26 protein-coding genes, 1 tRNA gene and 1 riboswitch are annotated in these 26,965 nt (G+C 68.9%); of the genes, 14 read left to right on the top strand and 13 right to left on the bottom strand.

Features of this window, described 5'->3' with window-relative positions:
* Positions 1 to 259 precede the first annotated feature (259 nt).
* Positions 260 to 333, top strand: a tRNA-Met gene (locus tag ACFVKT_RS17050).
* A gap of 85 nt (positions 334 to 418) precedes the next feature.
* Here ACFVKT_RS17050 and ACFVKT_RS17045 read toward each other — a convergent pair.
* Positions 419 to 835: a Fur family transcriptional regulator gene (locus ACFVKT_RS17045; protein ID WP_385732093.1), complete on the bottom strand. Its 417-nt coding sequence runs from the start codon at positions 833 to 835 to the stop codon at positions 419 to 421.
* Between the two features lie 131 nt (positions 836 to 966).
* Between ACFVKT_RS17045 and ACFVKT_RS17040 the strand changes: the two genes are divergently transcribed.
* A complete protein-coding gene (locus tag ACFVKT_RS17040) occupies positions 967 to 2,436 on the top strand; it encodes a catalase (protein ID WP_385732091.1) in 1,470 nt (489 codons plus the stop codon).
* Between the two features lie 137 nt (positions 2,437 to 2,573).
* Here the strand turns inward: ACFVKT_RS17040 and ACFVKT_RS17035 are convergent, their stop codons facing one another.
* Together ACFVKT_RS17035 and hisN are read right to left on the bottom strand one after the other, a co-directional pair.
* Positions 2,574 to 2,972 (bottom strand): cyclic nucleotide-binding/CBS domain-containing protein, encoded by a 399-nt coding sequence (locus ACFVKT_RS17035; RefSeq protein WP_385732088.1) that lies wholly within the window; start codon positions 2,970 to 2,972, stop codon positions 2,574 to 2,576.
* Positions 2,973 to 3,217: 245 nt separating this feature from the next.
* The gene (gene hisN / locus ACFVKT_RS17030; protein WP_385732086.1) at positions 3,218 to 4,018 is read right to left on the bottom strand and encodes a histidinol-phosphatase; all 801 of its coding nucleotides are present in this window, start codon (positions 4,016 to 4,018) and stop codon (positions 3,218 to 3,220) included.
* Between the two features lie 519 nt (positions 4,019 to 4,537).
* On the opposite strand from hisN, the gene ACFVKT_RS17025 reads away from it, so the two are divergent.
* Positions 4,538 to 5,146, top strand: coding sequence for a TetR/AcrR family transcriptional regulator (locus ACFVKT_RS17025; protein WP_385732084.1), 609 nt, complete (start codon positions 4,538 to 4,540; stop codon positions 5,144 to 5,146).
* A 27-nt stretch (positions 5,147 to 5,173) separates the two neighbouring features.
* Here the strand turns inward: ACFVKT_RS17025 and ACFVKT_RS17020 are convergent, their stop codons facing one another.
* The 4 genes from ACFVKT_RS17020 to ACFVKT_RS17005 form a co-directional block, all read right to left on the bottom strand.
* Complete coding sequence (locus ACFVKT_RS17020; RefSeq protein WP_126274259.1) at positions 5,174 to 5,497, bottom strand: multidrug efflux SMR transporter; 324 nt, start codon at positions 5,495 to 5,497, stop codon at positions 5,174 to 5,176.
* A 151-nt stretch (positions 5,498 to 5,648) separates the two neighbouring features.
* Positions 5,649 to 6,659, bottom strand: coding sequence for a ribosome small subunit-dependent GTPase A (gene rsgA, locus ACFVKT_RS17015; RefSeq protein ID WP_385732081.1), 1,011 nt, complete (start codon positions 6,657 to 6,659; stop codon positions 5,649 to 5,651).
* 16 nt (positions 6,660 to 6,675) lie between these two features.
* A complete protein-coding gene (gene aroA, locus ACFVKT_RS17010; protein WP_385732079.1) occupies positions 6,676 to 8,016 on the bottom strand; it encodes a 3-phosphoshikimate 1-carboxyvinyltransferase in 1,341 nt (446 codons plus the stop codon).
* 75 nt (positions 8,017 to 8,091) lie between these two features.
* The gene (locus ACFVKT_RS17005; RefSeq protein WP_385732077.1) at positions 8,092 to 8,814 is read right to left on the bottom strand and encodes a M50 family metallopeptidase; all 723 of its coding nucleotides are present in this window, start codon (positions 8,812 to 8,814) and stop codon (positions 8,092 to 8,094) included.
* 50 nt (positions 8,815 to 8,864) lie between these two features.
* On the opposite strand from ACFVKT_RS17005, the gene ACFVKT_RS17000 reads away from it, so the two are divergent.
* From ACFVKT_RS17000 to ACFVKT_RS16955, 10 genes are all read left to right on the top strand, one after another.
* Entirely contained in the window at positions 8,865 to 9,680 is an 816-nt protein-coding gene (locus ACFVKT_RS17000) for an SOS response-associated peptidase (RefSeq protein ID WP_385732075.1), read from the top strand.
* A gap of 1 nt (position 9,681) precedes the next feature.
* Positions 9,682 to 10,320, top strand: coding sequence for an alpha/beta family hydrolase (locus ACFVKT_RS16995; protein WP_385732073.1), 639 nt, complete (start codon positions 9,682 to 9,684; stop codon positions 10,318 to 10,320).
* 258 nt (positions 10,321 to 10,578) lie between these two features.
* Positions 10,579 to 11,271, top strand: coding sequence for an RNA polymerase sigma factor SigR (gene sigR, locus ACFVKT_RS16990; RefSeq protein ID WP_365443425.1), 693 nt, complete (start codon positions 10,579 to 10,581; stop codon positions 11,269 to 11,271).
* A complete protein-coding gene (gene rsrA, locus ACFVKT_RS16985; RefSeq protein ID WP_266431628.1) occupies positions 11,268 to 11,570 on the top strand; it encodes a mycothiol system anti-sigma-R factor in 303 nt (100 codons plus the stop codon). Before sigR ends, rsrA begins: the two co-directional genes overlap by 4 nt.
* Before the next feature lie 153 nt (positions 11,571 to 11,723).
* On the top strand, positions 11,724 to 13,112 hold the full coding sequence (locus tag ACFVKT_RS16980; protein WP_385732070.1) for an HD-GYP domain-containing protein: 1,389 nt from the start codon (positions 11,724 to 11,726) through the stop codon (positions 13,110 to 13,112).
* Complete coding sequence (locus ACFVKT_RS16975) at positions 13,109 to 14,350, top strand: HD-GYP domain-containing protein (protein WP_385732068.1); 1,242 nt, start codon at positions 13,109 to 13,111, stop codon at positions 14,348 to 14,350. The genes ACFVKT_RS16980 and ACFVKT_RS16975 overlap by 4 nt, the downstream gene beginning before the upstream one ends.
* A 217-nt stretch (positions 14,351 to 14,567) precedes the next feature.
* The gene (locus tag ACFVKT_RS16970; protein WP_384382639.1) at positions 14,568 to 15,548 is read left to right on the top strand and encodes a tetratricopeptide repeat protein; all 981 of its coding nucleotides are present in this window, start codon (positions 14,568 to 14,570) and stop codon (positions 15,546 to 15,548) included.
* Between the two features lie 91 nt (positions 15,549 to 15,639).
* Positions 15,640 to 16,290 carry a peptide deformylase gene (def, locus tag ACFVKT_RS16965; protein ID WP_385732065.1) on the top strand — a complete coding sequence of 217 codons (651 nt, stop codon included), beginning with the start codon at positions 15,640 to 15,642 and terminating at the stop codon, positions 16,288 to 16,290.
* A 386-nt stretch (positions 16,291 to 16,676) separates the two neighbouring features.
* Positions 16,677 to 17,762 (top strand): epi-isozizaene synthase, encoded by a 1,086-nt coding sequence (gene cyc1, locus ACFVKT_RS16960; RefSeq protein WP_385732152.1) that lies wholly within the window; start codon positions 16,677 to 16,679, stop codon positions 17,760 to 17,762.
* The gene (locus ACFVKT_RS16955; RefSeq protein ID WP_385732063.1) at positions 17,759 to 19,129 is read left to right on the top strand and encodes a cytochrome P450; all 1,371 of its coding nucleotides are present in this window, start codon (positions 17,759 to 17,761) and stop codon (positions 19,127 to 19,129) included. Before cyc1 ends, ACFVKT_RS16955 begins: the two co-directional genes overlap by 4 nt.
* Before the next feature lie 24 nt (positions 19,130 to 19,153).
* On the opposite strand, the gene ACFVKT_RS16950 is transcribed toward ACFVKT_RS16955, so the two are convergent.
* Entirely contained in the window at positions 19,154 to 20,119 is a 966-nt protein-coding gene (locus tag ACFVKT_RS16950) for a GlxA family transcriptional regulator (RefSeq protein WP_385732061.1), read from the bottom strand.
* Positions 20,120 to 20,213: 94 nt separating this feature from the next.
* Between ACFVKT_RS16950 and ACFVKT_RS16945 the strand changes: the two genes are divergently transcribed.
* On the top strand, positions 20,214 to 20,408 hold the full coding sequence (locus tag ACFVKT_RS16945) for a hypothetical protein (RefSeq protein WP_385732059.1): 195 nt from the start codon (positions 20,214 to 20,216) through the stop codon (positions 20,406 to 20,408).
* A 90-nt stretch (positions 20,409 to 20,498) separates the two neighbouring features.
* On the opposite strand, the gene ACFVKT_RS16940 is transcribed toward ACFVKT_RS16945, so the two are convergent.
* From ACFVKT_RS16940 to ACFVKT_RS16920, 5 genes are all read right to left on the bottom strand, one after another.
* Positions 20,499 to 21,527 (bottom strand): ribonucleotide-diphosphate reductase subunit beta, encoded by a 1,029-nt coding sequence (locus ACFVKT_RS16940; RefSeq protein ID WP_385732057.1) that lies wholly within the window; start codon positions 21,525 to 21,527, stop codon positions 20,499 to 20,501.
* Entirely contained in the window at positions 21,509 to 23,896 is a 2,388-nt protein-coding gene (locus tag ACFVKT_RS16935) for a ribonucleoside-diphosphate reductase subunit alpha (RefSeq protein ID WP_385732055.1), read from the bottom strand. The genes ACFVKT_RS16940 and ACFVKT_RS16935 overlap by 19 nt, the downstream gene beginning before the upstream one ends.
* A gap of 134 nt (positions 23,897 to 24,030) precedes the next feature.
* A riboswitch (cobalamin riboswitch) is annotated at positions 24,031 to 24,190 on the bottom strand.
* Between the two features lie 32 nt (positions 24,191 to 24,222).
* On the bottom strand, positions 24,223 to 24,729 hold the full coding sequence (locus tag ACFVKT_RS16930; protein WP_385732053.1) for a GNAT family N-acetyltransferase: 507 nt from the start codon (positions 24,727 to 24,729) through the stop codon (positions 24,223 to 24,225).
* A gap of 365 nt (positions 24,730 to 25,094) precedes the next feature.
* Positions 25,095 to 26,705 carry a monocarboxylate uptake permease MctP gene (gene mctP / locus ACFVKT_RS16925; protein ID WP_385732051.1) on the bottom strand — a complete coding sequence of 537 codons (1,611 nt, stop codon included), beginning with the start codon at positions 26,703 to 26,705 and terminating at the stop codon, positions 25,095 to 25,097.
* The gene (locus ACFVKT_RS16920) at positions 26,702 to 26,956 is read right to left on the bottom strand and encodes a DUF3311 domain-containing protein (RefSeq protein WP_384382631.1); all 255 of its coding nucleotides are present in this window, start codon (positions 26,954 to 26,956) and stop codon (positions 26,702 to 26,704) included. Before ACFVKT_RS16920 ends, mctP begins: the two co-directional genes overlap by 4 nt.
* Positions 26,957 to 26,965: the final 9 nt, after the last annotated feature.

Genomic DNA, 26,965 nt, shown 5'->3' with positions numbered 1-26,965 from the left:
TGGCGTTGCACTGGGCTGGGGCGGCTCTGCGTGGCGTTGCACTGGGCTGGGGCGGTGCTCGGCGTGGGTGGTGGGGGCGGGGGTTTTCTTCGCCCCCACCACCCACGCCCGTCCCTGGTTCCGGGGGGCTGCTGCCCCCAGACTCCCGCTTCGCGGTGAACGCGCTCGTCCTCAAACGCCGGACGGGCTGGATGGCGCCGGCCGGGCTGAAAGAGATTTGCGCTGGTCCGCAGGGGTGACGTACTGTTCAGATCAACGGCGCGGGGTGGAGCAGCTCGGTAGCTCGCTGGGCTCATAACCCAGAGGTCGCAGGTTCAAATCCTGTCCCCGCTACTGAAGACCGAAGGCCCGGAACCAATGGTTCCGGGCCTTCGGCGTGTTCGGTGGTCCGTGCCTGGTGTGTCTGCGGTTCGCTACGTCAGGCCGTCGCGCAGTTCGGGCACAGGCCGCGGTAGGTCACCTCGACGTCCGAGACCGTGAAGCCGAAGCGCTCCGAGTCGGGGAGATCGCTGAGCGGGTTGCCGTCCGGGTGGACGTCCCGGATCGCGCCGCACTGCGCGCAGACCAGGTGGTGGTGCGGACGGTGCGCGTTCGGGTCGTACCGCTTGGCGCGCTTGTCCGTCGCCACTTCCAGTACCTCGCCGAGTGAGACCAGCTCGCCCAGCGTGTTGTAGACGGTTGCCCGGGAGATCTCGGGCAGCTTGGCGACGGCGCGTGCGTGTACCTCGTCGGCCGTCAGGTGGACGTGATCGCCGTCGAGGACCTCAGCCACAACGCGCCGTTGCGAGGTCATCCGCCATCCGCGTCCGCGCAGTCGTTCCAACAGGTCGCTCATACGAACCAGCCTAACAGTAAGAGGAACAGATCCCGATCAGGTGTGACTTTGGAGTTTTACTTGATTTAGACATTGTCTAATGTAGGGTCTGATTTGGCTTTGCTGTTGGCCGAGGTACAGGACTTGCACCAATGACGCAGGAGGCGCACGTGACGCAGGGACCGCTTACGACGGAGGCCGGTGCGCCGGTGGCCGACAATCAGAACAGCGAGACGGCGGGCGTCGGCGGGCCCGTCCTCGTCCAGGATCAGGCGCTGCTGGAGAAGCTCGCGCACTTCAACCGTGAGCGGATCCCGGAGCGGATCGTCCACGCGCGTGGCGCCGGCGCGTACGGCACCTTCACGCTCACCCGTGATGTCTCGCGGTGGACCCGCGCCAAGTTCCTCTCCGAGGTCGGCAAGCAGACCGAGACCTTCCTGCGGTTCTCGACCGTGGCCGGCAACCTCGGTTCCGCGGACGCTGTCCGTGACCCCCGCGGCTTCGCGCTGAAGTTCTACACCGAGGAGGGCAACTACGACCTCGTCGGCAACAACACCCCGGTCTTCTTCATCAAGGACGCCATCAAGTTCCCCGACTTCATCCACACGCAGAAGCGCGACCCCTACACCGGATCGCAGGAAGCAGACAACGTCTGGGACTTCTGGGGGCTTTCGCCCGAGTCGACGCATCAGGTGACCTGGCTCTTCGGTGACCGTGGTATCCCGGCGACGCTGCGCCACATGAACGGCTACGGGTCCCACACGTACCAGTGGAACAACGAGGCCGGTGAAGTCTTCTGGGTCAAGTACCACTTCAAGACCGATCAAGGGATCAGGAACCTGACCACCGAGGAGGCTGTCCGTCTCTCCGGTGTCGATCCTGATTCGCACCAGCGCGATCTGCGTGAGGCCATCGAGCGCGGTGACTTTCCGTCCTGGACCGTGCAGGTGCAGATCATGCCGGCGGCCGAGGCTGCGCACTACCGCTTCAATCCGTTCGACCTCACCAAGGTGTGGCCGCACGAGGACTATCCGCCCGTCGAGATCGGCAGGCTCGAGCTGAACCGCAACCCGGAGAACATCTTCGCCGAGGTCGAGCAGAGCATCTTCTCTCCGGCGCACTTCGTGCCGGGCATCGGGCCCTCGCCCGACAAGATGCTTCAGGGACGGTTGTTCGCTTACGGCGACGCCCACCGCTATCGGGTCGGCGTCAACGCCGACCACCTGCCGGTGAACCGGCCGCACGCCACCGAGGCGCGCACCAACTCGCGTGACGGCTTGCTGTACGACGGCCGCCACAAGGGTACGAAGAACTATGAGCCCAACTCCTTCGGCGGGCCCGTCCAGACCGGCCGTCCGCTGTGGGTGTCGACCCCGGTCTCCGGCGGAACCGGCAACCACGAGGCTCCCCTTCACGCCGAGGACGACGACTTCGTGCAGGCGGGAAATCTGTACCGGCTGTTCTCCGAGGACGAGAAGGTCCGGCTGATCGAGAACCTGGCGGGGTTCATCGCCAAGGTCTCCCGGGACGACATCGCCGAGCGGGCGATCGACAACTTCCGGCGGGCGGACGGGGACTTCGGGAAGCGGCTGGAGGTTGCGGTTCAGGGGCTGCGGGGCTGACAGGCGGTAAGTGGTTCTGTTTGGGGTGGGCCGGGCCTCCTGGTTTCAGGGGGTCCGGCCCGTTTGCGCGGGCGGGGGGCTCAGACCTGGGCGGCGGGCTCAGACCTGTGCAGGAGGCTCAGGCCTGTGCGGGAGGCTCAGACCTGTGCGGGGGCTCGTCGGCGGGTCGGGGCCCAGCAGCGGATGATGTCGCGGACCGAGACAATGCCTACGGGGCCCGTTCCGTCGAGCACGATCAGGTGCCGGAAGCCGCCGTGCGACATGGCTGTCGCGGCTTCCTCCAGGGTCCAGGCGGGGGCGGCGAAGACGACGTCGGTGGTGGTGTGGCTGCCTGCGGTCTCGGTGTCGGGGTTCTGGCCGAGGGCCACCGAGTTGAGGATGTCGCGCTCGGTGAGGATTCCTAGTCCGCTGGAGTCCTCGTCGAGGACTACGGCCGCGCCGATGCGGCGCGCGGACATCAGGCGGGCCGCCTGGCGGAGGGTGTGTGCCGGGCCGATGGTGAGGACCACCGTGCTCATGGCGTCGCGGACGAGCATGGGCTGGAGCCACCTCCTTGGTGGATCGCTTGTCCTGTCGGGGTGCCGGTTGTTTGGCTGCGCCAGTTCTTCGGCGGGTGCCGATTCACTGGCTGGGGCGTCAAGTTCCGTGGCGAGCCGTCATGAGAAGTGATTCACATGTTCACAAGTGGGGGGACTCTCAGAGTCGCAGGTAAAAGGAGGGTCAACAAGGGGGCGCGTGCGGCGAGTTCGGGGCGCCCGGGGGGTTGCGCAGGAACCTCGGTTCAGTACCGCTGGTTCAGGTATCCCAGGAGTTCGTCGTGGAGGATGCCGTTCGATGCCGCCGCGTTGCCGCTGTGCGGGCCGGGGCGGCCGTCGAGGCCGGTGAAGGAGCCGCCCGCCTCGGTTACGATGATCGCGGTCGCCGCCATGTCCCAGAGCGACAGCTCGGGTTCGGCGCAGATGTCGACCGAGCCCTCGGCGACCATCATGTACGGCCAGAAGTCGCCGTAGCCGCGGGTGCGCCAGACGACCTTCGTGAGGTCGAGGAAGCCGTCGAGGCGGCCCTGGTTCTCCCAGCCGCTGAGGGACGAGTACGCGAAGGAGGCGTCCGCCATGTGGGAGACCCGGGAGACCCGGAGCGGGGAGGCCGAGGTGAGGCTGCGGCCCGTGTACGCGCCGTGGCCCTTCGCTGCCCACCAGCGGCGGCCCAGCGCGGGGGCGGAGACCACGCCGACGACCGGCTGGTAGCCGCCTTCGGCTGCCGCCATCAGGGAGATGAGGGTGGCCCAGACGGGGACGCCGCGTACGTAGTTCTTGGTGCCGTCGATCGGGTCGATCACCCAGCGGCGGGGGCCCGTGCCCTCGATGCCGTACTCCTCGCCGAGGATCGCGTCTCGCGGCCTTGCCCGCTGGAGCTGGCCGCGGATGAGTTCCTCGGCGGACTTGTCGGCCTCGCTCACCGGGGTCATGTCCGGCTTGGTCTCGACCTTCAGGTCGAGCGCCTTGAACCGGGCCATCGTCGCGGCGTCGGCGGCGTCCGCCAGGACGTGGGCGAGACGCAGGTCATCGTGATAGTCGGGCATGAGCGAACCGTATCTGCCTGCTCCTGGGGAGGGCTATACGGCCCGGGAGATCTTCGTGGGGGCGATGCGGGGTGGCGTGGGGTCGGCGCTCGGTTGGCGGTGTGCGTGTTTGTTCGTTCGTCTTTCCGCTGGGGGTGAGGCCGGGGCGCTTCCTCTTTTTCCGCCGGGGGTGGGTCGGGGGCGTTTCGCCTTCCCGCCATGGCTGGGTCGGTGCCGCGCCGGAGCCTCCGTCCTCGGTCTGGCGCGGAATCGGTTGCTTATTTAAGGGAGCGGTGTTGACGCGCCAGCCGCTGCGGGCGGAGGTTCCGGCGCGGCCCCTTGGGTGGGGTGGCGGGTGCGGGTGCGGGTGGGTCGGGGCTTGTCTCCGGCGGCCTTGGATCGTCTGGTGCGGCTCGGCTTCGCCGTCGTGTGTGTGGGGGCGTGCGGTGGGGGCGTGCGCCTCTGGGTTGTCGCGAACCCTTGACAGTGAACCTGTGCGCGTCAAATCTGAGCTGCGGAGCCGATCGCCCCTGGGAGGCGATGATGCCTGCAGCTCGGGAATCCCTTTTGGACGCCGCTTTTACGGCGCTCGCGCGTCATGCGTGGTCCGCGGTGCGGATGGTCGATGTGGCCGCCGTCGCCGGGGTGTCGCGACAGACGCTGTACAACGAGTTCGGGAGCAAGGAGGGGCTTGCGCGTGCCCTCGTACGGCGGGAGGCGGATGCCTATCTTGCGGGGGTCGAGCGGGCGTTGACCGCTCATGTGGACGCGCGGGAGCGGCTGGTCGCGACTGCTGAGTGGACCGCGTCGGCGGCGCGGAGCAATGTGCTCGTACGGGCTTTGCTGACCGGGTGCTGGAGTGAGCGGCTGCCTTCGCCGACGCTCTCGGCGGTGCCCTCGTCGTCCGCCGTGCCCGCGCAGCGGCGGGCGGACGGGCCGTTGCCCTCGCCCGCCGACTTCGTGGCGCTGGTTCGTGACCGGGCCGTCGCCTCGCTCGCCGCATCGAGGGCGGACACCGCCGAACTCGCCCGCTCCTGCGAACTGGTCGTGCGTCTGTCGCTGTCCTGTGTGGCGGCGCCTCCCGGTGAGGGAGGGCTGACCGATCTGGTGAGGGCTGCGCTGCCACCCGTTCATCGGCTCAGCGTCTAGAGCGGGGAGAAAGGGTGGGGAGGAGGGTCAGTGGGCCGAGCCTGACAGCTGTAGGCCGATTACTCCGACGATCACGAAGCTGATCGATACGAGCTTCAGGGTCGATACCAGGTCGCCCAGGAAGATCATGCCGTAGATGGCGGTGCCCGCCGCGCCGATGCCGGTCCACACCGCGTACGCGGGGCCGACGTCCAGCTTCTTCAGGGAGAGGGTCAGCAGGCCGAAGCTGCCCAGCGCGAAGATGCAGAACGCGACCGTGGGCCAGAGTCTGGTGAAGCCGTGCGAGAGCTTCAGGCAGACTGCGAAGCCGGTTTCCAGCAGCCCTGCCACAACGACCAGCAGCCATGCCATGGCTTGTCCTCCCACGTCCGAACGTCGACTGCTTGGTCTGGTGTGTGTGGTTCAGGTCAGCGGCTTTCCGGGGTGCACTCGGTGCGATTATGCATTTACCGACGTGGTACGGGCGCAAACAACGCGGAGGTCGTAGGGGGAACAAGCGGTGTCAGTCGCCGTCGTGCCGTTCCCTCGTCGCCAGCAGTCGGCGCAGCGAGTAGAGCCGGGCCGGGTCCGCGTGGCCGTCGGCCACCCACTGGTCCAGTGCGCAGTCCGGCTCGTCGTGGCTGCACGCGCGCGGGCAGCCCTCGGTGCCCGGTTCGAGGTCGGGGAAGGCCTTGATGACGCGGGAGGGGTCCACGTGGTGCAGGCCGAAGGAGCGGAGGCCCGGGGTGTCGATGACCCAGCCCGCGGCTTCGGGCAGAGGGATCGCTCGTGCCGAGGTCGTGGTGTGCCGGCCGCGGCCGGTGACGGCGTTGACGTGGCCGGTGATGCGGCGGCGGTCCCGTGAGACCAGCGCGTTGACCAGAGTTGTCTTGCCTACGCCCGAGTGGCCGATGAACGCCGTGATTTTGTTGTTGAGTTGCTCGCGTACGCGGTCTACGGCCTCGCCGTCCTCGAACTCCTCTCGGGTCGTCACGACGTACGGGATGTCCAAGTCGCCGTAGAGCTCCAGGAGTTTGTCCGGCGGAGCCAGGTCCGACTTCGTCAGGACGAGGAGGGGTGTCAGGCCGCCGTCGTACGCCGCCACCAGGCAGCGGTCGATCAGGCGCGGGCGGGGCTCGGGGTCGGCGAGGGCCGTGACGATGGCGAGTTGGTCGGCGTTGGCGACGACCACGCGCTCGTAGGGGTCGTCGTCGTCGGCCGTGCGGCGCAGGACCGAGGTGCGCGGCTCGATGCGGACGATGCGGGCCAGGGTGTCCTTGGCGCCGGACAGGTCACCGATGATGGCGACGCGGTCACCGACCACCGCTGCCTTGCGGCCCAGTTCGCGGGCCTTCACGGCCATCACGACGCGGTCGTCGACGAGACAGGTGAGCCGTCCTCGGTCGACGGTGAGGACCATGCCCTCCGAGGCGTCCTCGTGCTTGGGGCGGATGTTCGTACGGGGACGGTTGCCCTTGCGGTTCGGGCGGGTGGGGATGTCGTCCTCGTCGGGGTTCTTGCCGTAGCGGCGCATGATCGTGATCCGCCCGTCAGTTCCCGAGCATTCCGGTCCACAGATCGGGGAAGTCCGGGAGGGTCTTCGCCGTCGTCGCCACGTTCTCGATCTGTACGCCCTCCACCGCCAGGCCGATGATCGCGCCCGCGGTCGCCATGCGGTGGTCGTCGTAGGTGTGGAAGATGCCGCCGTGCAGTCGGCGCGGGCGGATGTGCAGGCCGTCGGCGGTCTCGGTGACGTCGCCGCCGAGTTCGTTGATCTCCTTGGTGAGCGCGGCCAGGCGGTCTGTCTCGTGGAGGCGGAGGTGGGCCACTCCGCGCAGGGTCGAGGGGGAGTCGGCGAGCGCCGCCACCGCCGCGATGCCCGGGGTCAGCTCGCCGACCTCGCTCAGGTCCACGTCGATGCCGTGGATGGTGCCCGAGCCGGTGAACTCCAGGCCCGCCTCGGTCAGTTCGCAGGAACCGCCCATTTCGGTGAAGATCTCCCGCAGCCTGTCGCCGGGCTGGGTGGTGTGCGAGGGCCAGTCGGGGACGACGACCTTGCCGCCGGTCACCAGGGCCGCCGCCAGGAACGGCTGCGCGTTGGACAGGTCAGGCTCGACGGTGAGGTCCCGGCCGAGCAGGGCGCCCGGCGTGACCCGCCAGACGTTCGGTTCGCCGCCCGACTCCGGGGTGTCCACCTGGGCGCCGACCGCTCGCAGCATGTCGACCGTCATACGGATGTGGGGGAGGGAGGGGAGGGAGGAGCCGGTGTGGCGGACCTCCACGCCCTGGTTGAAGCGCGGGCCTGAGAGGAGAAGGGCACTGACGAACTGCGAGGACGAGGATGCGTCGATCTCCACCGGGCCGCCGTCCAGGGCGCCGCCGCCGTGCACAGTGAGAGGAAGTGCGCCGCGGGCGTCGTCGTCGATGCGGGCGCCGAGCAGGCGCAGCGCGTCGATCACGCCGTTCAGCGGGCGCTCGTACGAACGCGGGTCGCCGTCGAAGCGGATGGGACCGTCGGCGAGCGCGGCGACCGGGGGCAGGAAGCGCATCACCGTGCCGGCGTTGCCGACGTCGACCGTGGCCGGGCCGTGCAGACCCGAAGGGATGACCCGCCATGCCTCGCCCGATCCGTCCGGACCTGCGGCGACCGTCGAGCTGGACGACACCGTCTCCTCGATGCCCACGCCCATCGCGCGCAGCGCGCCCGCCATCAGCAGGGTGTCGCGGGAGCGGAGCGGGCGGCGCAGCCAGCCGGGCTCGGAGGCGAGCGCGGCGAGGACGAGGGCGCGGTTGGTGACCGACTTGGACCCCGGCACGTGGACCGTCGCGTCGACGGCTCCGCTTGCGTGCGGGGCGGGCCAGAGGGCGGTGTGGGCGGGGTTAACGGTCATGCGCCCCACTTTAGTGGGGGTTCGCTGCGCTGGGTTTGGCCGGGGAACGGCCCCGCGCCGCCGAGTTCCCGGGCGTCACACCTCCAGGAGCCAGCGGCCCCCGCCTATCAAGGAGCACAGCGACACCGCGTGGAACAGGAACAGCCACAGGCCCGCCGGTACGTGCGTGAGGCGGGACAGCTGGTCCGCGTCCGAGTCGCCCGCGCCGCCGCGACTCCGCTTGGCCTGCAGTTCGAAGGCCGGGCGGACGCCTCCGACCAGCAGGAACCACACCACCGCGTACGCGAACGCCGCCTGGACCTGGGGGCCGGCGAGCCAGGACACCACCACGAAGGTGCCGCCGGTGAGTAGCACCGTGAGCGCGCCGTACGCATTGCGGATCATCACCAGCATCGCCACCAGGAGTGCTGTGGCCAGCCACAGCAGGGCGGTGATGTGGCCCGCGCCCAGCAGTGCGGCGCCGCCCAGGCCGAGCAGCGGGGGAGCGGTGTAGCCCGAGGCGGCGGTGAGGATCATGCCGAGCCCGGTGGGCTTGCCGCGGCTGACGGTGAGGCCGCTGGTGTCGGAGTGCAGCCGTATGCCGCTCAGGCTGCGGCCGGTCAGCAGGGCGACCAGACCGTGGCCGCCCTCGTGCGCGATGGTGATGGCGTTGCGGGAGAGCCGCCAGACGCCGTGCGGGACGGTCACGGCGAGGGCCGCGACGAGAGTGGCGATCACCACCCACAGATCGGGGTCCGGCTGGCTCCCGAAGATCTCGTCCCAGAGGCCTGACAGCGAGGTGGCTGCGGTGCTGTCCATTGTCGGCGGTGGCTCCCTCTGAGGTCGTGGAATCTGGCAGTGTGGCACGTATGTGCGGACGGTATGCAGCGAGTCGTAGCCCCGAGGATCTCGCAGGAATCTTTGAGATCGAGCAGTGGGAACCGGAGGAGGTTCTGGCCCCCGATTTCAACGTGGCCCCGACCAAAGAGGTCTACGCGGTTCTCGACCGTCCCGTTAAGGACGCCGGTACCCCGGAACCGGTTCGCCAGCTGCGCACACTCAAGTGGGGGCTCGTTCCGTCCTGGGCCAAGACGCCCGAGGGCGGCGCACGGATGATCAACGCGCGCGCCGAGACCGTGCACGAGAAGCCCTCGTATCGGCGGGCCTTCGCCGCCCGGCGTTGCATCATCCCCGCCGACGGCTACTACGAGTGGGTCACCGGCGCCGGTGAGCGGGATCTCGAGGTCGAGGGCAAGAAGAAGCGGGCTCGTAAGCAGCCGTATTTTGTGACGCCGGCCGACGGGTCGGTCTTCGCGATGGCCGGGCTGTACGAGTTCTGGCGGGACAAGACGCTGCCCGACGAGCATCCGCTGGCCTGGTGGGTGACGTGTTCCGTCATCACTACCGAGGCGGAGACCACGCCGCTCGCGGTCGCTCCTGGCGACGGGCCGCACGCGCTGGCCGACATCCATCCCCGTATGCCCCTGATGCTCACGCCGGATCGCTGGGACGCGTGGCTGGATCCCTCACGGACGGATATCGAGGACCTGCGGTCGCTGCTCGTTCCGCCTCCAGCTGGGTTGATGCGGGCCTATCCCGTCTCCACGGCGGTCAGCAATGTGCGGAACAACGGGCCGGAGCTGTTGAAGGAGCTGGAGGGGCCGGAAGAGGGCACACTCTTCTGACGTGAGCTCTGATGTGACTGAGGTCGTGGAAACCGACGCCGGTACCGCCCGCGTCACCTGGCACCAGGCGCCGGACGCGCGGCTTGTTCTTGCCGTCGGTCATGGGGCGGGTGGCGGGATCGAGGCGCGGGATCTTCAGGCGCTGGCGGCGGTGCTGCCCGCGCACGGGGTGAGCGTCGCGCTCGTCGAGCAGCCCTGGCGGGTGGCAGGTAAGAAAGTGGCGCCCGCGCCGAAGACGCTCGACGTGGGGTGGCGGGGGGTTTGGCCCACGCTGGCCGGGCCCGGACTTCCGGTGATCGCGGGCGGGCGCAGCGCCGGAGCTCGGGTGGCCTGTCGTACGGCGGTGGAGCTGGGGGCCGCTGCCGTACTGGCGCTCAGTTTCCCCTTGCACCCGCCGGGCCGGCCCGAGAAGTCGCGCGCCGACGAGCTGCTCGGCGCCGGGGTGCCCACCCTCGTCGTACAGGGCGGGAACGACCCGTTCGGGAAACCCGAGGAGTTCCCGGCGGGGTCGTACGAGCTCGTCGAGGTGCCGTACGGCGATCATGGCTTCGCGGTCCCGAAGCGGGCGCCGGTCGACCAGGACGAGGCCCTGAAGGTCATCACTGACAGTGTTGAGAAGTGGACCTCGTCACTCGGATAACCCCCGGGAATGTTGAGCGGCGGACCTCTGTTGACCGAATACAGACAGCACAGAGCGTGTGCTGGACCGTTCGTACGAGAGGAAGTCCGCCGCATGGGTTCGACCATCTGCCCGAGCCGCAACAGCAGCGCTGACCTGGACTGGACGGTGCTGCACGCGGGTAAGACCGCGCCTATTCGGGCGGCGGCGGGTGTCGATGTTCGTCTATCCTCCGATTCCAGTGGGACCGGTTTCGGTCTCGCTACGTCGCTGGAGGAGGTGGGTCCGGTCACTGGGACCGACGCAGGGACCGAACATGGCCAGGCGGACCAGCCCGAGGGCCAGGGCACGAGCGACGCGACCACGGAATCGTCCACGGAGCGCAGCGCGCGCTTCGAGCGGGACGCGCTCGAATTCCTCGACCAGATGTACTCGGCCGCGCTGCGCATGACGCGCAATCCGGCCGACGCCGAGGACCTGGTGCAGGAGACATACGCGAAGGCGTACGCGTCCTTCCACCAGTTCCGCGAAGGCACCAACCTCAAGGCGTGGCTCTACCGCATCCTCACCAACACCTTCATCAACTCGTACCGCAAGAAGCAGCGTGAGCCCCAGCGCAGTGCGGCCGAGGAGATCGAGGACTGGCAGCTGGCGCGCGCCGAGTCGCACATGTCGACGGGCCTGCGTTCGGCCGAGTCGCAGGCGCTCGACCACCTGCCCGACTCGGACGTCAAGTCGGCTTTGCAGGCGATCCCCGAGGAATTCCGGATCGCCGTCTATCTCGCGGACGTAGAGGGCTTTGCGTACAAGGAGATCGCCGACATCATGGGGACACCCATCGGCACGGTGATGTCCCGGCTGCACCGGGGCCGTCGTCAACTGCGCGGCATGCTCGAGGACTACGCGCGTGACCGCGGGCTGGTTCCGGCCGGTGCCGGAGAGTCGAACGAAGCGAAAGGCTCGGGCTCATGAGCTGCGGAGAGCCGCACGAGACGGACTGCAGTGAGGTACTCGACCATCTTTACGAGTTCCTCGACCACGAGATGCCGGACGCGGACTGCACCAAGTTCGAAGTGCATTTCGAGGAGTGCTCGCCGTGCCTGGAGAAGTACGGGCTCGAGCAGGCCGTGAAGAAGCTGGTCAAGCGGTGCTGCGGTCAGGACGATGTGCCGACCGATCTGCGCGCCAAGGTCATGGGCCGCATCGACCTGATCCGGTCCGGGCAGACCGTGCCCGAGCATGATGTGGCCGCCACGCCCCAGGAGTCCTGAGCCGCCGGCTCGGAGCAGTTCCCGCAGGGGTTCTCGTCACCCGAACGTGCTAATCCGTGGGCTCTGAGCCCACGGATTGGGCCGTTTGGTGTCCCCCGGCCTTTCCCGCCGCCCTAGGCTCCGGAGTTCTGGAGTCGGGGAGGGGACGAGGAGATGGGGTCGGTGCCGGCGTGGGCCCGTGTGTACGTGGCCTGTGCCGTTCTCGCTGCCCTGGCCTGCCTCGCCCCGCTGCCGGCCCTCCGGGTTCCCTGGTGGATCGTCGTGCTGCTCTCCGCGCTCTATGCCGGGTGCGAGCGGATCACCCTCCCGCGTGGACCGAAGACCGCGGGTGCGCCCGGCCGCGAGGCCCCCAAAGGGATGGGCACCTTTCTCCCCGTGCTGCTGGCCGGGGCCTTTCTGCTGCCGCCCCCGGCCGCCGCGCTCGTCGCGCTGCCGGGGGCTCTGTTCGCCCGGGTCGAGCAGCGGCCGCGGTGGCTGCGCCGGATCTGGCGGGCCGCGCAGCTCGCCGTCGCGATCTGGGCGGCCTCCCGGGTGCACTGGGCGCTGGGCGGCCGGGACGCCGTGGTCGCGCCCCACTTCCCGTATGCGCTCCTGCCCGCCGGGGCCGCGGTACTGACCTTCTGCCTCGTGCTCACCCTCCTCGACGGCGGCATTCTGGCGCTCGCCGAGCGGGTACCGGTGCGCGGCGCCTGGCGCGGGCTCTTTCCGCGCTCGCTCGCGCCCGTCGCCGTGCACGGGCTCGCGGGGTTGATGATGGCGGTGCTGTGGCGCAGTCCGTACGGGCCTGTCGCCGCGCTGCTCGTGCTGTTGCCGATGTACGTCTCCTGCTGGGTGTTCGCCCAGTACCACCGGGAGCGGGCGGCCCACCAGGCCACCATTCGCGCGCTCGTCCAGGCCGTCGACATCAAGGACGGGTACACGCGCGGGCACAGTGAGCGGGTCGGGCAGGCGTCGATGATGATCGCGCGGGAACTCGGCATGGACGACGAGCGGGTCGAGGTCCTCCGGTTCGCCGGGATCCTGCACGACGTGGGGAAGCTCGGGGTTCCCACCCGGTTGTTGCGGAAGGACGGGCCGCTGACCCCCGAGGAGCGGCGGGTGATCGAGCTGCATCCCGAGTACGGGCACGAGATGGTGCGGGGCATCGGGTTCCTGGGGGAGGCCCGGTCGGCGATCCTGCATCACCATGAGCGGCTGGACGGGAGCGGATACCCGTACGGGCTGATCGGGGCGCAGATTCCGGAGTTCGCCCGGGTGGTGGCCGTCGCGGACGCGTTCGACGCGATGACGTCCACGCGGTCCTATCGGCGGGCGCGGCCGGTGCCGGCGGCGCTGGAGGAGCTTGAGCGGTGTGCGGGGGCGCAGTTCGATCCGGGGATGGTGGGGGCGTTGACGCGGGCGCTCGGCCGGTACGGGTGGCATCCCGCCGTTACGGCGGACAGCCCCACGCCGCTTCGCGGCGGTGTTCACCCGCCGGCCGCGCCACCCGTTTCCAGCCGGATGGATGGGCACCCTGCAAACATCGGCCGGAGTGGCCCGTGAGTTTCCCACTCGCCCTGGCCCTCGCCCGTACCCTCGCTCTCCTCCTCGCCCTAGTCTCCCTTGCCTCCACCCTCTGGACCGGCGTCGAAGACCGCCCCACAGCCCTCGCCTTCGGCATCCTCATCGCCGTGGGTGAGCTCACCCGGTGGAGCGGCGCCGAGGAGCGGGAGTCCGCTCCGCTCGGGGCCGCGGGGGCGCTGTCGTACGCCCTGCTCGGGGAAAATGCCGGGCAGCCGACGCATCACGGCGTGCTCCAGGTCGTCGCGGTGGTCGCGGCGGCCGCTCTCCTGGGGTGTGTGCCGCATGTGGCCAGGGGGCACGGGCCGACCGCCGACCACCTCACGCGGCGGGTGCTCACCGTCGGATTCGCCGCCGTGTGCTTCCAACCGCTCTACAACCGGGGGCAGTTCCTGGAGTTGGGCGGTCCCGCGTACGCCCTGTTGCTGGTCGCGCTGCTGGTGCTCACCGCTCTGTGCGATGCCGTGCTCGCGGCGGCGATGGCGCATTCGCGGACCCGGTGGCCGTTCGGGCCGCTGCTGCGGGACGAGCTGCGGGCCATGCCGGGGATCGGATCCGCCGTGTGTGCGACGGGCGCCGTGATGGCGCTGGCCGTCGCGGTGGTCGGGCTCTGGGCGCTGCCCGTGTTCTCGCTGCCGCTGCTGCTCACGCAACTGTCCTTCCGGCGGTACGCCGCCGTCCGGGTCACCTACCGGCAGACCATCGCCTCGCTGGCCAGGGCGACCGAGATCGCGGGGTACACGCCGGCCGGGCACGCCCGGCGCGTGGCCGCGCTGAGCCGGGCCGTCGGGCGCGAGCTGGGACTTTCGGAACCCGACCTGACCGTGCTGGAGTACGCGGCGCTGATGCACGACATCGGACAGCTCAGCCTTCTCGACCCGGTTCCGGCCGGGGCCACCGCCGTGCTCCCCGCGGACGAACAGCGCCGGATAGCCCTGCTCGGCGGCGCCGTCGTACGGCAGACGGGCGTCGACGCGGAGGTGGCGGTGGTGGTGGAACGGCAGGCCGATCCGTACCGGGAGCAACCGGTCACCGCACGGATCGTGCGGGTCGTGAACGCATACGAGGAGATGGCCAGGGAAGCAGGGCCCACAGGCCCGCTCACCGCACTGGAGAAGCTGCGCCTGGGCACCGCCCGCGACTATCAGCCCGAGGTCGTGGAGTCGCTGGCCAGGGTCCTGCTGCAAAATCGGGGGGCCACGCGTGAGCCCGTCGGTTGAGGGCGGTGGCGGGAGACGGGCGGGCGGCCTTAGCCTGCCCCTGGCTGGGTAACCCATGGGTAATGAGCGGCCGTCCGACGGTACGTGGTTGGATGCGAGGAAGAGGGTGTTCGGGGGTATGGGCCGGCCCATAGCTGCGCTGTCCTCCGGGGACACTTCAGGGAACTTTTCGAGGGACCGGCAGGCGGGAATCGCAAGGAACTGGCAGGCGGGAATCGTGAGGATCTTCGGCAAGGGACGACACCGGCCCTCCGCCTCATGGCGGCAGGCCACCGACCGTGCGTTCACGCTGATCGGCGACGGACGGTACGAGGACGCGGGCGCGCTGCTGACGCGCGCCGCGGACCTGGAGCCGTGGCTGTCCGAGTCCTGGTTCAACCTGGCGCTGCTGCACAAGTTCCGGCACGACTGGGAGCAGGCGCGGGCGGCCGGACTCAGGGCCGTGGCCCTGCTCGACCGGGAGACGGGCGCACCTGACTGGTGGAACGTGGGCATTGCCGCGACCGCCCTCCAGGACTGGCCGCTGGCCCGCCGTGCCTGGCAGGCGTACGGGCTGCGGGTGCCCGGCGGCGCCGCCGTCTCCGGGGAGCCTGTGGGCATGGACCTCGGCAGCGCGGCCGTACGGCTGTCTCCCGAGGGCGAGGCCGAGGTCGTGTGGGGGCGGCGGCTCGATCCCGCCCGCATCGAGGTGCTGTCCATTCCGCTGCCGTCCTCCGGGCGGCGCTGGGGCGAGGTCGTCCTGCACGACGGGGTGCCGCACGGCGAGCGGACGACCGCCGCCGGGCACGCCTACCCGGTGTTCGACGAGATCGAGCTGTGGGCTCCGTCGCCCGTCCCCACCTGGGTGGTGCTGCTCGAAGCGGCCACCGAGGACGACCGGGACGCCCTGGAGCAGCTCGCTGCCGACGCCGGCTTCGCCGCCGAGGACTGGTCGTCATCCGTACGGCTGCTGTGCCGTATGTGTTCCGAGTCGCGCATGCCCTCCGACGAGGGCGACGGTGAGCATCTCGACCCGCACGACCACAGTGAGCCCGGCCATCCGGGGCCGCTGGGCCACCGCACCGACGGGCAGCTCTGGGTGCCCGAGCGCGAGTGCGGTCTTGCAGCGCCCGCCTCGCTGGTGCGGGGGCTGCTCGATGGCTGGGTCGCCGACAGCCCGGACAGCCGGGACTGGCGGGATCTGGAAGAGGTCTGCTGAGCGGTCGCCGAGGATCGCCGGAAAGTCACCTTGCCGTTCCCCGTAGGCTGTACCCGCAGATTTCAGGGATCCAGGAAGGCGTACGTCGGTCATGGCGCAGCAGGACACCGATCAGCAGCACGCGGGCGTGCTCCCCGTGGACGACGAGGGCTTCGTCCTCGACACCGAGGACTGCGAGGAGCGCGAGGCCGCCTACCGCGAGCGCGGCACCTCGCGGCCGATCACCGTCGTGGGGAACCCGGTGCTGCACAAGGAGTGCAGGGACGTCACCGAGTTCGGCGACGAGCTGGCGCAGCTGGTCGCCGACATGTTCGCCAGCCAGCACACCGCCGAGGGTGTGGGCCTGGCCGCGAACCAGATCGGCGTCGACCTGAAGGTGTTCGTGTACGACTGCCCGGACGACGACGGCAAGCGGCACACCGGCGTGGTCTGCAACCCCGTCCTCGTCGAACTGCCCGCCGAGCAGCGCCGTCTGGACGACAGCAACGAAGGCTGCCTCTCCGTACCCACCGCGTACGCCCCGCTCGCACGCCCCGACTACGCGGAGGTCACCGGGCAGGACGAGAAGGGCAATCCGATCAAGGTGCGCGGCACCGGCTACTTCTCGCGCTGCCTCCAGCACGAGACGGACCACCTGTACGGGTATCTGTACATCGACCGGCTCTCCAAGCGTGAACGCAAGGACGCGCTGCGGCAGATGGCCGAGAACGAGCCTCGCTACCCGATCGTGGCGAACGGCTGAGTGCGGCCCTGACACGAGCGTCTCAGCAGCCATGACGAGCGCCTGAGACGTTGTGGTGAACGTCTGAGACAGAAAATGTCAGCTGGTGCTCGCGATCTCTTGTGAGTCATCCCCATGGGTCTGCCTGCGTGGCGCCTGGGCAGGGACCTCCTGACCAGGCGCCGTTCGTATGTGCGTCGCACGTTCGATCCAATGTGCTCAACAAGTGATCCAGATTCAGTCATACAAGGGGAGATTCTCGGCACCATGGGGTAGTGAGTGGAGCAAATCCGTTCCCAGAACGGTCAGTTGTGGTGCTGAATGGGAAGTGCGGGGATACGCAACGGCGCACGCCCGGCACAGCGGGAGGGGCGTGGCGTCAACAGGCGGCTGAGAGGGGTTTGTTCGTGCATGCTTTCTCACAGAGCACTTCATCGACACCAACAGTGGTCGCGGTACCACCGGCGCTCTCTCTCCCGGTGATCGAGGCCGAGTTTCCCCGTCAACTCCACCCGTATTGGCCCAGGCTTCAGGAGAACACCCGGGTCTGGCTCCTCGAAAAACGGCTGATGCCGCCGAACAAGGTCGAGGAATATGCCGATGGCCTGTGCTACACGGACCTCATGGCGGGCTACTACATTGGCGCCCCCGACGAGGTCATGCAGGCGATAGCGGACTACAGCGCGTGGTTCTTCGTCTGGGACGACCGCCACGACCGCGATGTGATCCACGGCCGGCCGGGTGCCTGGCGGACGCTCAGGTTCCAATTGCACGCGGCCCTCGACTCACCCACGAACCATCTGCACCACGAGGATCCCCTGGTCGCGGGGTTCGCGGACAGCATGGTGCGGCTGTACTCGTTCCTCGGCGCGAAGTGGAACGAGCGGTTCGCACTCCACTTCCACGCGGTGATCGAGGCGTACGACCGGGAGTTCCACAACCGTACGTCCGGCACGGTTCCGACGGTCGCGGAGTACCTCGAACTCCGTCGGCTGACGTTCGCGCACTGGATCTGGACCGACCTTCTCGAACCCAGTGCGGGATGCGAACTCCCCACCTCGGTTCGGAATCACCCGGCATATCGGAAGGCCGCTCTGCTCAGCCAGGAATTCGCCGCCTGGTACAACGATCTGTGTTCGCTCCCCAAAGAAATAGCGGGCGATGAGGTCCACAATCTCGGAATCAGTCTCATTCACCATGAGGGGCTGACTCTCGAAGAGGCCGTCACGGAAGTCCGGCGACGCGTCGAGGAATGCATCATTGAATTCTCGGTCGCCGAGAAAGACGTATTACGGCTCGCGGACACTCTCGCGGACGGGACGGTGCAGGGCACGGAATCGAGCGTCGCCCTGAAGGCGTGCGTGGGCAATATGCGGAACTGGTTCAGTTCCGTGTACTGGTTCCACCACGAGTCCGGCCGGTACATGGTCGACAGCTGGGACGACCGCTCCACACCCCCGTACGTCAACAATGAAGCGGCAGGTGAGAAATGACCGTCGAGTCTGTGCGACCTGAGGTCCCCCGGACGCTGGAGCTGTCCACCCCACCCCTGGCGGGCGGCGGAGTGCCCGGTCTCGGCCACGGCTGGAAACTGGTCCGTGACCCGCTCGGCTTCCTGGCCCAGCTCCGCGACCACGGCGACGTCGTCCGGCTGAAGCTGGGCCCCAAGACCGTGTACGCGGTCACCACCCCCGAACTCACCGGGGCGCTGGCGCTCAGCCCCGACTACGAGATAGGCGGCCCGCTGTGGGAGTCCCTCGAAGGGCTCCTCGGCAAGAAGGGGGTCGCCACCGCCAACGGGCCGCAGCACCGACGCCAGCGGCGGACGATCCAGCCCGCGTTCCGGCTCGACATCATCCCCGAGTACGGGCCGATCATGGAGGAGGAGTCGCGTGCGTTCGCGGCTCGCTGGGAGGCAGGACGTGCCGTCGACTGCACGTCGGAGTCGTTCCGCGTCGCCGTCCGGATCGCGGCCCGCTGCCTGCTGCGCGGCCAGTTCATGGACGAGCGGGCCGAGCGGCTGAGCATCGCGCTCGCCACCGTCTTCCGTGGCATGTACCGGCGCATGGTCATCCCGGCGGGACCGCTCTATCGGCTGCCGCTTCCGGCCTACCGCAAATTCGATCGCGCATTGGCCGATTTGCACGCACTTGTCGACGAGATCATCGTCGAACGCCGTACATCTGGTCAAAAGCCGGACGATTTGCTGACAGCATTGCTGGAAGCGAAGGACGACAACGGCGACCCCATCGACGAACAGGAGATCCACGACCAAGTCGTCGCGATACTCACCCCCGGCAGCGAAACCATCGCGTCCACGGTGATGTGGCTGCTGCAAGTCCTCACCGCGTATCCGGAACAGGCGCGGCGGATCAGCGAGGAGGTCGAATCCGTCACGGGCGGCCGGCCTGTGGCATTCGGCGACGTCCGGAAGCTGTCGCACACGAACAATGTCGTCGTCGAGGCGATGCGTTTGCGTCCGGCCGTATGGATATTGACGCGGCGGGCGGTGACCGAAACCGAGCTGGGCGGCTATCGCATTCCGGCCGGTGCGGACATCGTCTACAGTCCGTACGCGGTCCAGCGAGACCCGCTGTCGTACGAGCGGCACCTCGATTTCGACCCCGACCGCTGGCTTCCGGAACGGTCCAAGGAGCTGCCGAAGTACGCGATGCGTCCGTTCAGCGTCGGCAACCGGAAGTGCCCGAGCGACCACTTCTCGATGGCCCAGCTGAGTCTCATCACGGCGACGGTCGCGTCCACGTGGCGCTTCGAGCAGGTGTCCGGCTCCAGTGACGCGACACGCGTCGGCATCACGCTGCGGCCGCACCGGCTGCTGCTGAAGGCCGTTCCGCGCTGACCCCGCGTCCGTACCGGCGCGCGTTCAGGCAGCCTGAGGGCCCCTGAACGTGCGCCGGTACGCCTGCGGGGTCGTCCCCAGACTCCGTACGAACTGATGGCGCAGGGCCGCCGCGTTCCCGAACCCCGTGCGGCCCGCGATCGCGTCCATCGTCTCGTCCGAGGCCTCCAGCAGGTCCTGGGCCAGCAGCACCCGTTGGCGCAGGATCCAGCGGTACGGCGTAGTGCCCGTCTCCTGCTGGAAGCGGCGTGCGAAGGTGCGGGGCGACATATGGGCGCGGGCCGCGAGCTGTTCGACGGTCACCTCCTCGTCGAGGTGGCGCTCCATCCACACCAGCACCTCGCCGACCGTGTCGCACTCGCTGCGCGGCAGCGGCCGCTCGATGTACTGGGCCTGGCCCCCGTCGCGGTGCGGCGGCACCACCATGCGCCGTGCGATGGCGTTGGCGACCTCCGGCCCGTGTTCCTTGCGCACGATGTGCAGACAGGCGTCGATCCCGGAGGCGGTGCCGGCCGAGGTGATCACCGGGTCCTCGTCGACGTACAGCACGTCCGGCTCGACGATCGCGCGCGGGTACTGGCGGGCGAGCATGTCGGCATGGTGCCAGTGCACGGCGCAGCGCCGTCCGTCCAGGAGCCCGGCCGCGCCGAGCACGAAGGCGCCGGAGCAGACACTGAGCACCCGGGCGCCTCTGTCCACCGCCCGGCGCAGCGCGTCGAGCAGCTCGGGCGGATAGTCGCGTACGGCGTAGGCGCTGCCGGCCGGTACGACGACCAGGTCGGCCTCGTCGAGGCGGTCCAGGCCGTACGGGGTGGAGATCGTCAGCCCGGGGACATGGGTGCTGAGCGTCGGGCCCTCGACCGAGACGACCGCGAAGTCGTACACGGGCAGCCCCTCGTCGCCGCGGTCGAGGCCGAACACCTCGCAGACGACGCCGAGTTCGAAGGGGTGTACGCCGTCGAGCAGCGCGACGGCCACGTTCTTCAGCATGTTTTCCAGTATGCCTCAGGAGTGGCAGTAATTCGAGGGTGTACGGCAGTCCTGCCACTGACTCCGGCGGGCGATCGGCGCGACAGTAGAGGACATGAACGCACTCACAGACACACTCACCGTCCTCGGAATCCTCCTGGTCCTGGCCCTTCCCGCACTGGTCGGATACGTCCACGAGTGGCGCGTCGACCGGCAGCTCAGGGCGGCGGCCGCGCAGCGGTCCGGCCCCGCCTCGGCCGGCCGCGGTCTGCGCGGACTCACGACGAACGATGTCGCGCGTGCGGCGTGAACGGCGACGAAAACGCGTCGTGAGCATCGACGAAAAAAGTGACCGCCCCCGGCCTCACGGCCCGGGGCGGTCACTGTTCAGTGGCCGTAACTAGAAGTCCTCGTCCAGATCGACGGTGCCTTCCACCGCCACCTGGTACGCGGACGCACGGCGCTCGAAGAAGTTGGTCAGCTCCTGGACGCCCTGGAGCTCCATGAACGAGAACGGGTTCTCCGAGCCGTACACCGGAGCGAAGCCCAGGCGCTGGAGGCGCTGGTCGGCCACACACTCCAGGTACTGGCGCATCGAGTCGGTGTTCATGCCCGGCAGGCCCTCACCGCACAGATCCCGCCCGAACTGCAGCTCGGCCTCGACGGCCTCCCGCAGCATGTCGGTCACCTGCTGCTGGAGCTGGTCGTCGAAGAGCTCCGGCTCCTCCTTGCGGACGGTGTCGACGACCTCGAACGCGAAGGACATGTGCATCGTCTCGTCGCGGAACACCCAGTTGGTGCCGGTCGCCAGGCCATGCAGGAGACCCCGGCTGCGGAACCAGTAGACGTACGCGAAGGCGCCGTAGAAGAAGAGGCCCTCGATGCACGCGGCGAAGCAGATCAGGTTCAGGAGGAAGCGGCGGCGGTCGGCCTTGGTCTCCAGGCGGTCCAGCTTCTCGACCTCGTTGATCCACTTGAAGCAGAACTCGGCCTTCTCGCGGATGGAGGGGATGTTCTCCACCGCGTCGAAAGCAGCCGCGCGGTCGTCCGGATCGGGCAGGTAGGTGTCAAGGAGCGTCAAGTAGAACTGGACGTGCACCGCTTCCTCGAAGAGCTGGCGGCTCAGGTACAGCCGCGCCTCGGGGGAGTTGATGTGCTTGTAGAGGGTCAGCACCAGGTTGTTCGCCACGATCGAGTCGCCCGTCGCGAAGAACGCGACCAGCCGGCCGATCATGTGCTGCTCGCCCTCCGACAGCTTCGCGAGGTCGGAGACGTCCGAGTGGAGGTCGACCTCCTCGACACTCCAGGTGTTCTTGATGGCGTCCCGGTAGCGCTCGTAGAAGTCCGGGTAGCGCATGGGGCGGAGGGTGAGTTCGAAGCCCGGGTCGAGAAGGTTCTTCTGGGGGGTGCTCACTGGCAGGCCTCGCATGATTCGGGGTTTTCGAGGGAGCAGGCGACGGCGTCCTCGTCGGGGGTCGCCTGGACGGGGATGGTCTTTTCGGGCTGGGCCTGCGCCTGCGCCGCGCGGGCGATGCGGGTCGCCGGGCGGGAACGCAGGTAGTACGTCGTCTTCAGGCCCGACTTCCAGGCGTACGCGTACATCGAGGAGAGCTTGCCGATGGTCGGCGTCTCCAGGAAGAGGTTCAGGGACTGCGCCTGGTCGAGGAACGGGGTGCGGGCCGCGGCCATGTCGATCAGGCCGCGCTGCGGGATCTCCCACGCCGTGCGGTACAGGTCGCGGACGTCCTGGGGGACCCAGGTGAAGCCCTGCACCGAGCCGTTGGACTCGCGCAGCGCCTCCCTCGTCTGCGCGTCCCACACGCCGAGCTGCTTCAACTCGGCCACCAGGTAGGAGTTGACCTGGAGGAACTCGCCGGAGAGCGTCTCGCGCTTGAACAGGTTCGACACCTGCGGCTCGATGCACTCGTAGACGCCCGCGATGGAGGCGATGGTGGCGGTGGGCGCGATGGCGAGGAGGAGCGAGTTGCGCATGCCGGTGGTGGCGATACGTTCCCGCAGGGCCGTCCAGCGCTCCGGCCAGGTCAGCTCGGTGTCGTAGTGGTCCGGGTGCAGGACACCCCTGGCGGTCCTTGTACGGGACCAGGCAGGCAGGGGTCCGTTGCGCTCCGCGAGGTCCGCGGACGCCTCGTACGCGGCGAGCATGACGCGCTCGGCGATACGGGTGGAGAGCGCCTTGGCCTCCGGTGAGTCGAAGGGCAGGCGCAGCTTGAAGAAGACGTCCTGGAGGCCCATCGCGCCGAGGCCGACCGGGCGCCACTTGGCGTTGGATCGGCCCGCCTGCTCGGTCGGGTAGAAGTTGATGTCGACGACCCGGTCCAGGAAGGTGACTGCGGTGCGGACTGTTTCGTCGAGGCGGTCCCAGTCGATGTCGCCGGCCGTCGTGTCGACGAACGCGCCCAGGTTCACCGAGCCCAGGTTGCAGACCGCCGTCTCGCCGTCGTCCGTGACCTCCAGGATCTCCGTGCAGAGGTTCGAGGAGTGGACCGTGTGGCCCGGCTCCGCCGTCTGGTTGGCGGTGCGGTTGGCGGCGTCCTTGAAGGTCATCCAGCCGTTGCCGGTCTGCGCGAGGGTACGCATCATGCGGCCGTAGAGGTCGCGGGCGGGGATGTTCTTCTTGGCGAGGCCCGCTTCTTCCGCCTTGCGGTAGGCCGCGTCGAACTCGTCGCCCCACAGGTCGACCAGTTCCGGCACGTCGGACGGGGAGAAGAGGGACCACAGCGCGTTTTCGTTCACCCGGCGCATGAACTCGTCCGGGATCCAGTGCGCCAGGTTCAGATTGTGCGTACGGCGGGCGTCCTCACCGGTGTTGTCGCGCAACTCCAGGAACTCCTCGATGTCGGAGTGCCAGGTCTCCAGGTAGACCGCCGCCGCGCCCTTGCGCCGGCCGCCCTGGTTCACCGCGGCGACCGAGGCGTCGAGGGTCTTCAGGAACGGGACGATGCCGTTGGAGTGCCCGTTCGTGCCGCGGATCAGTGAACCGCGGGAGCGGATACGGGAGTACGACAGGCCGATGCCGCCCGCGTGCTTCGAGAGGCGCGCGACCTGGTGGTAGCGGTCGTAGATGGAGTCCAGCTCGTCCAGCGGGGAGTCGAGGAGGTAGCAGGACGACATCTGGGGGTGGCGCGTACCGGAGTTGAAGAGGGTGGGGGAGGAGGGGAGGTAGTCGAGGCGGCTCATGAGCCGGTAGAGGGCCTCGACTTCGGTGAGGGCGCGCGTGGTGTCGTCCTCCGCCAGGCCGGACGCCACGCGCAGCATGAAGTGCTGGGGCGTCTCGATGACCTTGCGGGTGATCGGGTGGCGGAGGAGGTAGCGGCTGTGCAGCGTGCGCAGGCCGAAGTAGCCGAAGCGGTCGTCACCTTCAGTGTCGATCAGAGTGTTGAGGCGGGCCTTGTGCAGGCGTACGAAGTCCGCGGTGCGGTCCGCGATGAGGCCCTCGCGGTGGCCGACTGTGACCGAGTCGGAGAAGGTCCGCACGCCTTGTGAGGCGGCCTCGGCCGCGATGCTGATCGTCAGCAGTCGGGCGGCCAGTTTCGAGTAGACGGGGTCCTCGGAGATCAGGCCCGCCGCGGACTCGGTGGCCAGCTCGCGCAGTTCCGCGTTGTCCGCGCGTGCGGACCGGCCGCGCAGGGCGGCGGCGGCGACCCGGCCGGGGTCGGCGCCGGGGAGGTCGGCGGTGAGGTCCGTCAGGGTCCGCAGCAGTGCGGCACCGGGGCCGTCCGTCTCCACCGGGGCCTGCTGCGTAGTCGCTGAGGCCGGGTCGACTGGCGCGATGGTCACGTGGGGCTCTCCCTCGCTGGGCACGGGGCCTTGGGGAGGGCGGCGGGGCACACGAGCGCACGCCTTCTGACAGCGATGCGCCGCGTCCACCGGCCCATTCCGCGAGGCCCGGACGTCATGTCACCCGGGCCGGCCGGCCCGGGCACACTGTCGGCAGGTCCTCGGACTGGACTCCGTACGCGAACGAACGCGCATAAGTACACCGTTGCGGGACAGTTCCGGATTCACACCGGATTCCCCTGCGGCGACAGCGAGCATGAGCATACATCTTGTGCCGGGTCTCGGTAGTACCCCCACATGTTGTGTCGTGTCGGCTTCGGAGGGTGTCAGAGGGGCAACTCGTAGGTGAGGAGCAGGATGTCGTCCAGGTGGGGGACGGGGTTCCAGTCGCGCTGCGGGTTGCGGGTGAAGCCGAGGCGTTCGTAGATGCGGTGGGCCGTGTGCATGGTGCGCTGGGTGGAGAGAACGACGCGTTCGCAGCCGTCGGTGGTGCGGGCGCGGGCTATGCAGGCGCGGACGAGGGACTCGCCGGCTCCTCGGCCGCGGGCCGGGCGGGCGACGGCGAGCATGCGGATCTCGGCCTCGCCGGGGCGGGCGATGTCGGACATGGGGCCGCCGGCCGGTACGAAGGTCACGCCGCCGAGCAGTTGGCTGCCTTCGACGGCGACGAGCACCTCGGCGGCCGCTGCCCGTTTGGCGACGTCCCGTAGCTCGGCGAGGTATCCGTCGCTCTCGCCGAAGTCGAGCAGGCCGTCGCCCAGGTAGGCCTGCGCGGTGATCTCGCCGACGGTGTCGTAGTCCTCGGGGCGTGCCCGTCTGATGACGATGTCCATGGGGGGCAGTGTGCCGGAGGGTGCGGTCAGGGGGCTGCCGGATTTCGCCGCCGTCGTGGGTCGGGGCCGTACCGGAGCATCCGTCCTCGGTCTGGCGCGGAATCGTTTACCCAAGAGGGGAACGGCGTTGACGCGCCAGCCGCTGCGGGCGGACGTTCCGGCACGTCCCCTTCTGCCGGTGGGGCGTGGCAGCAGCCACCAGCAGCACGTCCGGGGGAGGTCTCAGCCGGGGGTACGGGTTTCAGCCCGTCCGGCGTTTGAGGAAGAGCGCGTTCAGCGTGATTGCGGGGGTCTGGGGGCGGCCCCCAGGTGCGGGATGGGTAGGGGCGGAGGGGGCGAGAACCCCCACGGCCCCTACCCGGTGGTCAGTGCGTTGTTCCCGCCGTGGCCGGCGGGAGTTCTACCTGTACGCCCTTGTCGCCGGCGTCTGCCGTGTAGTCCTCGGGGCTGGTCTCGTCGATGCCGTCGGGGGCGTTGAAGGCGCGGAGGGCGAAGGTGAGGACGACGGTCACCAGGACGTTCAGGACGAACGCCGTCAGGCCGATGTAGCCGATCTCGCCGATGCCGGGGATCTCCTTGGAGCTGCCGCCGAAGTGCTTCTGGGTGGGGGAGGCCACGCCGTACGCGGCGAGGGTGCCGTAGAGCATGCCGACGGCCCAGCCCGCGAGGAGGGCCCAGCGGTGGAACCAGCGGGTGAAGAGGCCGCCGACCAGGGCCGGGAAGGTCTGCAGGATCCAGATGCCGCCAAGGAGCTGGAAGTTGATGGCGACCGTCTTGTCCATGGTGAGGACGAAGACGAGGGCGCCGACCTTCACGAGGAGGGAGACCAGCTTGGAGACCTTGGTCTCCTGGGCGGGCGTCGCGTCCGGCTTGATGAAGTCCTTGTAGATGTTGCGGGTGAAGAGGTTCGCCGCCGCGATGGCCATGATGGCGGCGGGGACCAGGGCGCCGATGCCGATCGCCGCGAAGGCCACGCCCGCGAACCAGTCCGGGAACATGTTCTCGAAGAGCTGGGGGATGGCGAGTTGGGCGTTCTCCACCTTCACCCCGGCCGCGATCGCCATGAAGCCGAGCAGGGCCAGGAGGCCCAGCATGAGGGAGTACAGGGGGAGGATCGTGGTGTTGCGCCGGATCACCTCGCGGCTGCGGGAGGAGAGCGTCGCGGTGATCGAGTGCGGGTACATGAACAGGGCCAGCGCCGAGCCCAGGGCGAGGGTGGCGTACGTCCATTGGCCCGCTGCGGCCGGGACGGTTCCGCCCGCGCCGGCTGCCGTGTATTTGTCGTTCGCCGCCTTGAAGATCTCGTCGAAACCGCCCAGCTTGATCGGGATGTAGATGATGGCCACCGCGATCACGATGTAGATCAGGGTGTCCTTCACGAACGCGATCATGGCGGGGGCGCGGAGGCCCGAGGAGTAGGTGTATGCCGCGAGCACGCCGAAGGCGATCAGGAGGGGGAGGTCCTTGACGAACCAGTTGGTGTCGTCGCCGCCTCCTACGCCCATGACGTCCAGGACCGCCTGGATGCCTACCAGTTGGAGGGCGATGTACGGCATCGTGGCGAGGATGCCGGTGACCGCTACGGCGAGTGAAAGGCCCTTCGAGCCGAAGCGGCCTCTCACGAAGTCCGAGGTCGTCACATAGCCGTGCTTGTGCGACACCGACCAGAGGCGGGGGAGGAAGGTGAAGATCAGCGGGTAGACGAGGATCGTGTACGGCACGGCGAAGAAGCCGGCCGCGCCCGCCGCGTAGATCGCCGCCGGCACGGCCACGAAGGTGTACGCCGTGTAGAGGTCGCCGCCCAGCAGGAACCAGGTGACCCAGGTGCCGAACGACCGGCCGCCCAGGCCCCATTCGTCCAGGCTCTGCTCGTCGGCCGCCCTGCGCCAGCGTGCGGCGAGGAAGCCCATGACCGTGACGGCCAGGAAGAAGAAGATGAAGACGGCGAGTGCGACGCCGTTCACGCCGTCGTTCATGCTCCGGCACCCCTCTTGCGGGCGCGCTGGTCACGCTGCCACAGCTTGTACGCGGTCATGGTGAGGGCGGCCGAGATGAACACCCAGAGCATTTGGTACCAGTAGAAGAACGGGATCCCGATGAAGGCCGGGTCGGTCTTGGCGTACGAACCCACCCACAGCATCGCTACGAACGGCGCGAGCAGGCAGAGGCCGATCACCACCCGGACCGGTGTCACCACCGGTGGCTTCACTTCAGGCGCATCTGACATATGGCGGCT

This window comes from Streptomyces sp. NPDC127595 (assembly GCF_042671685.1).
GTDB lineage: Bacteria > Actinomycetota > Actinomycetes > Streptomycetales > Streptomycetaceae > Streptomyces.
Note: the sequence above shows the minus strand (reverse complement) of the source record. Positions and strands in the feature narration are given on the sequence as shown.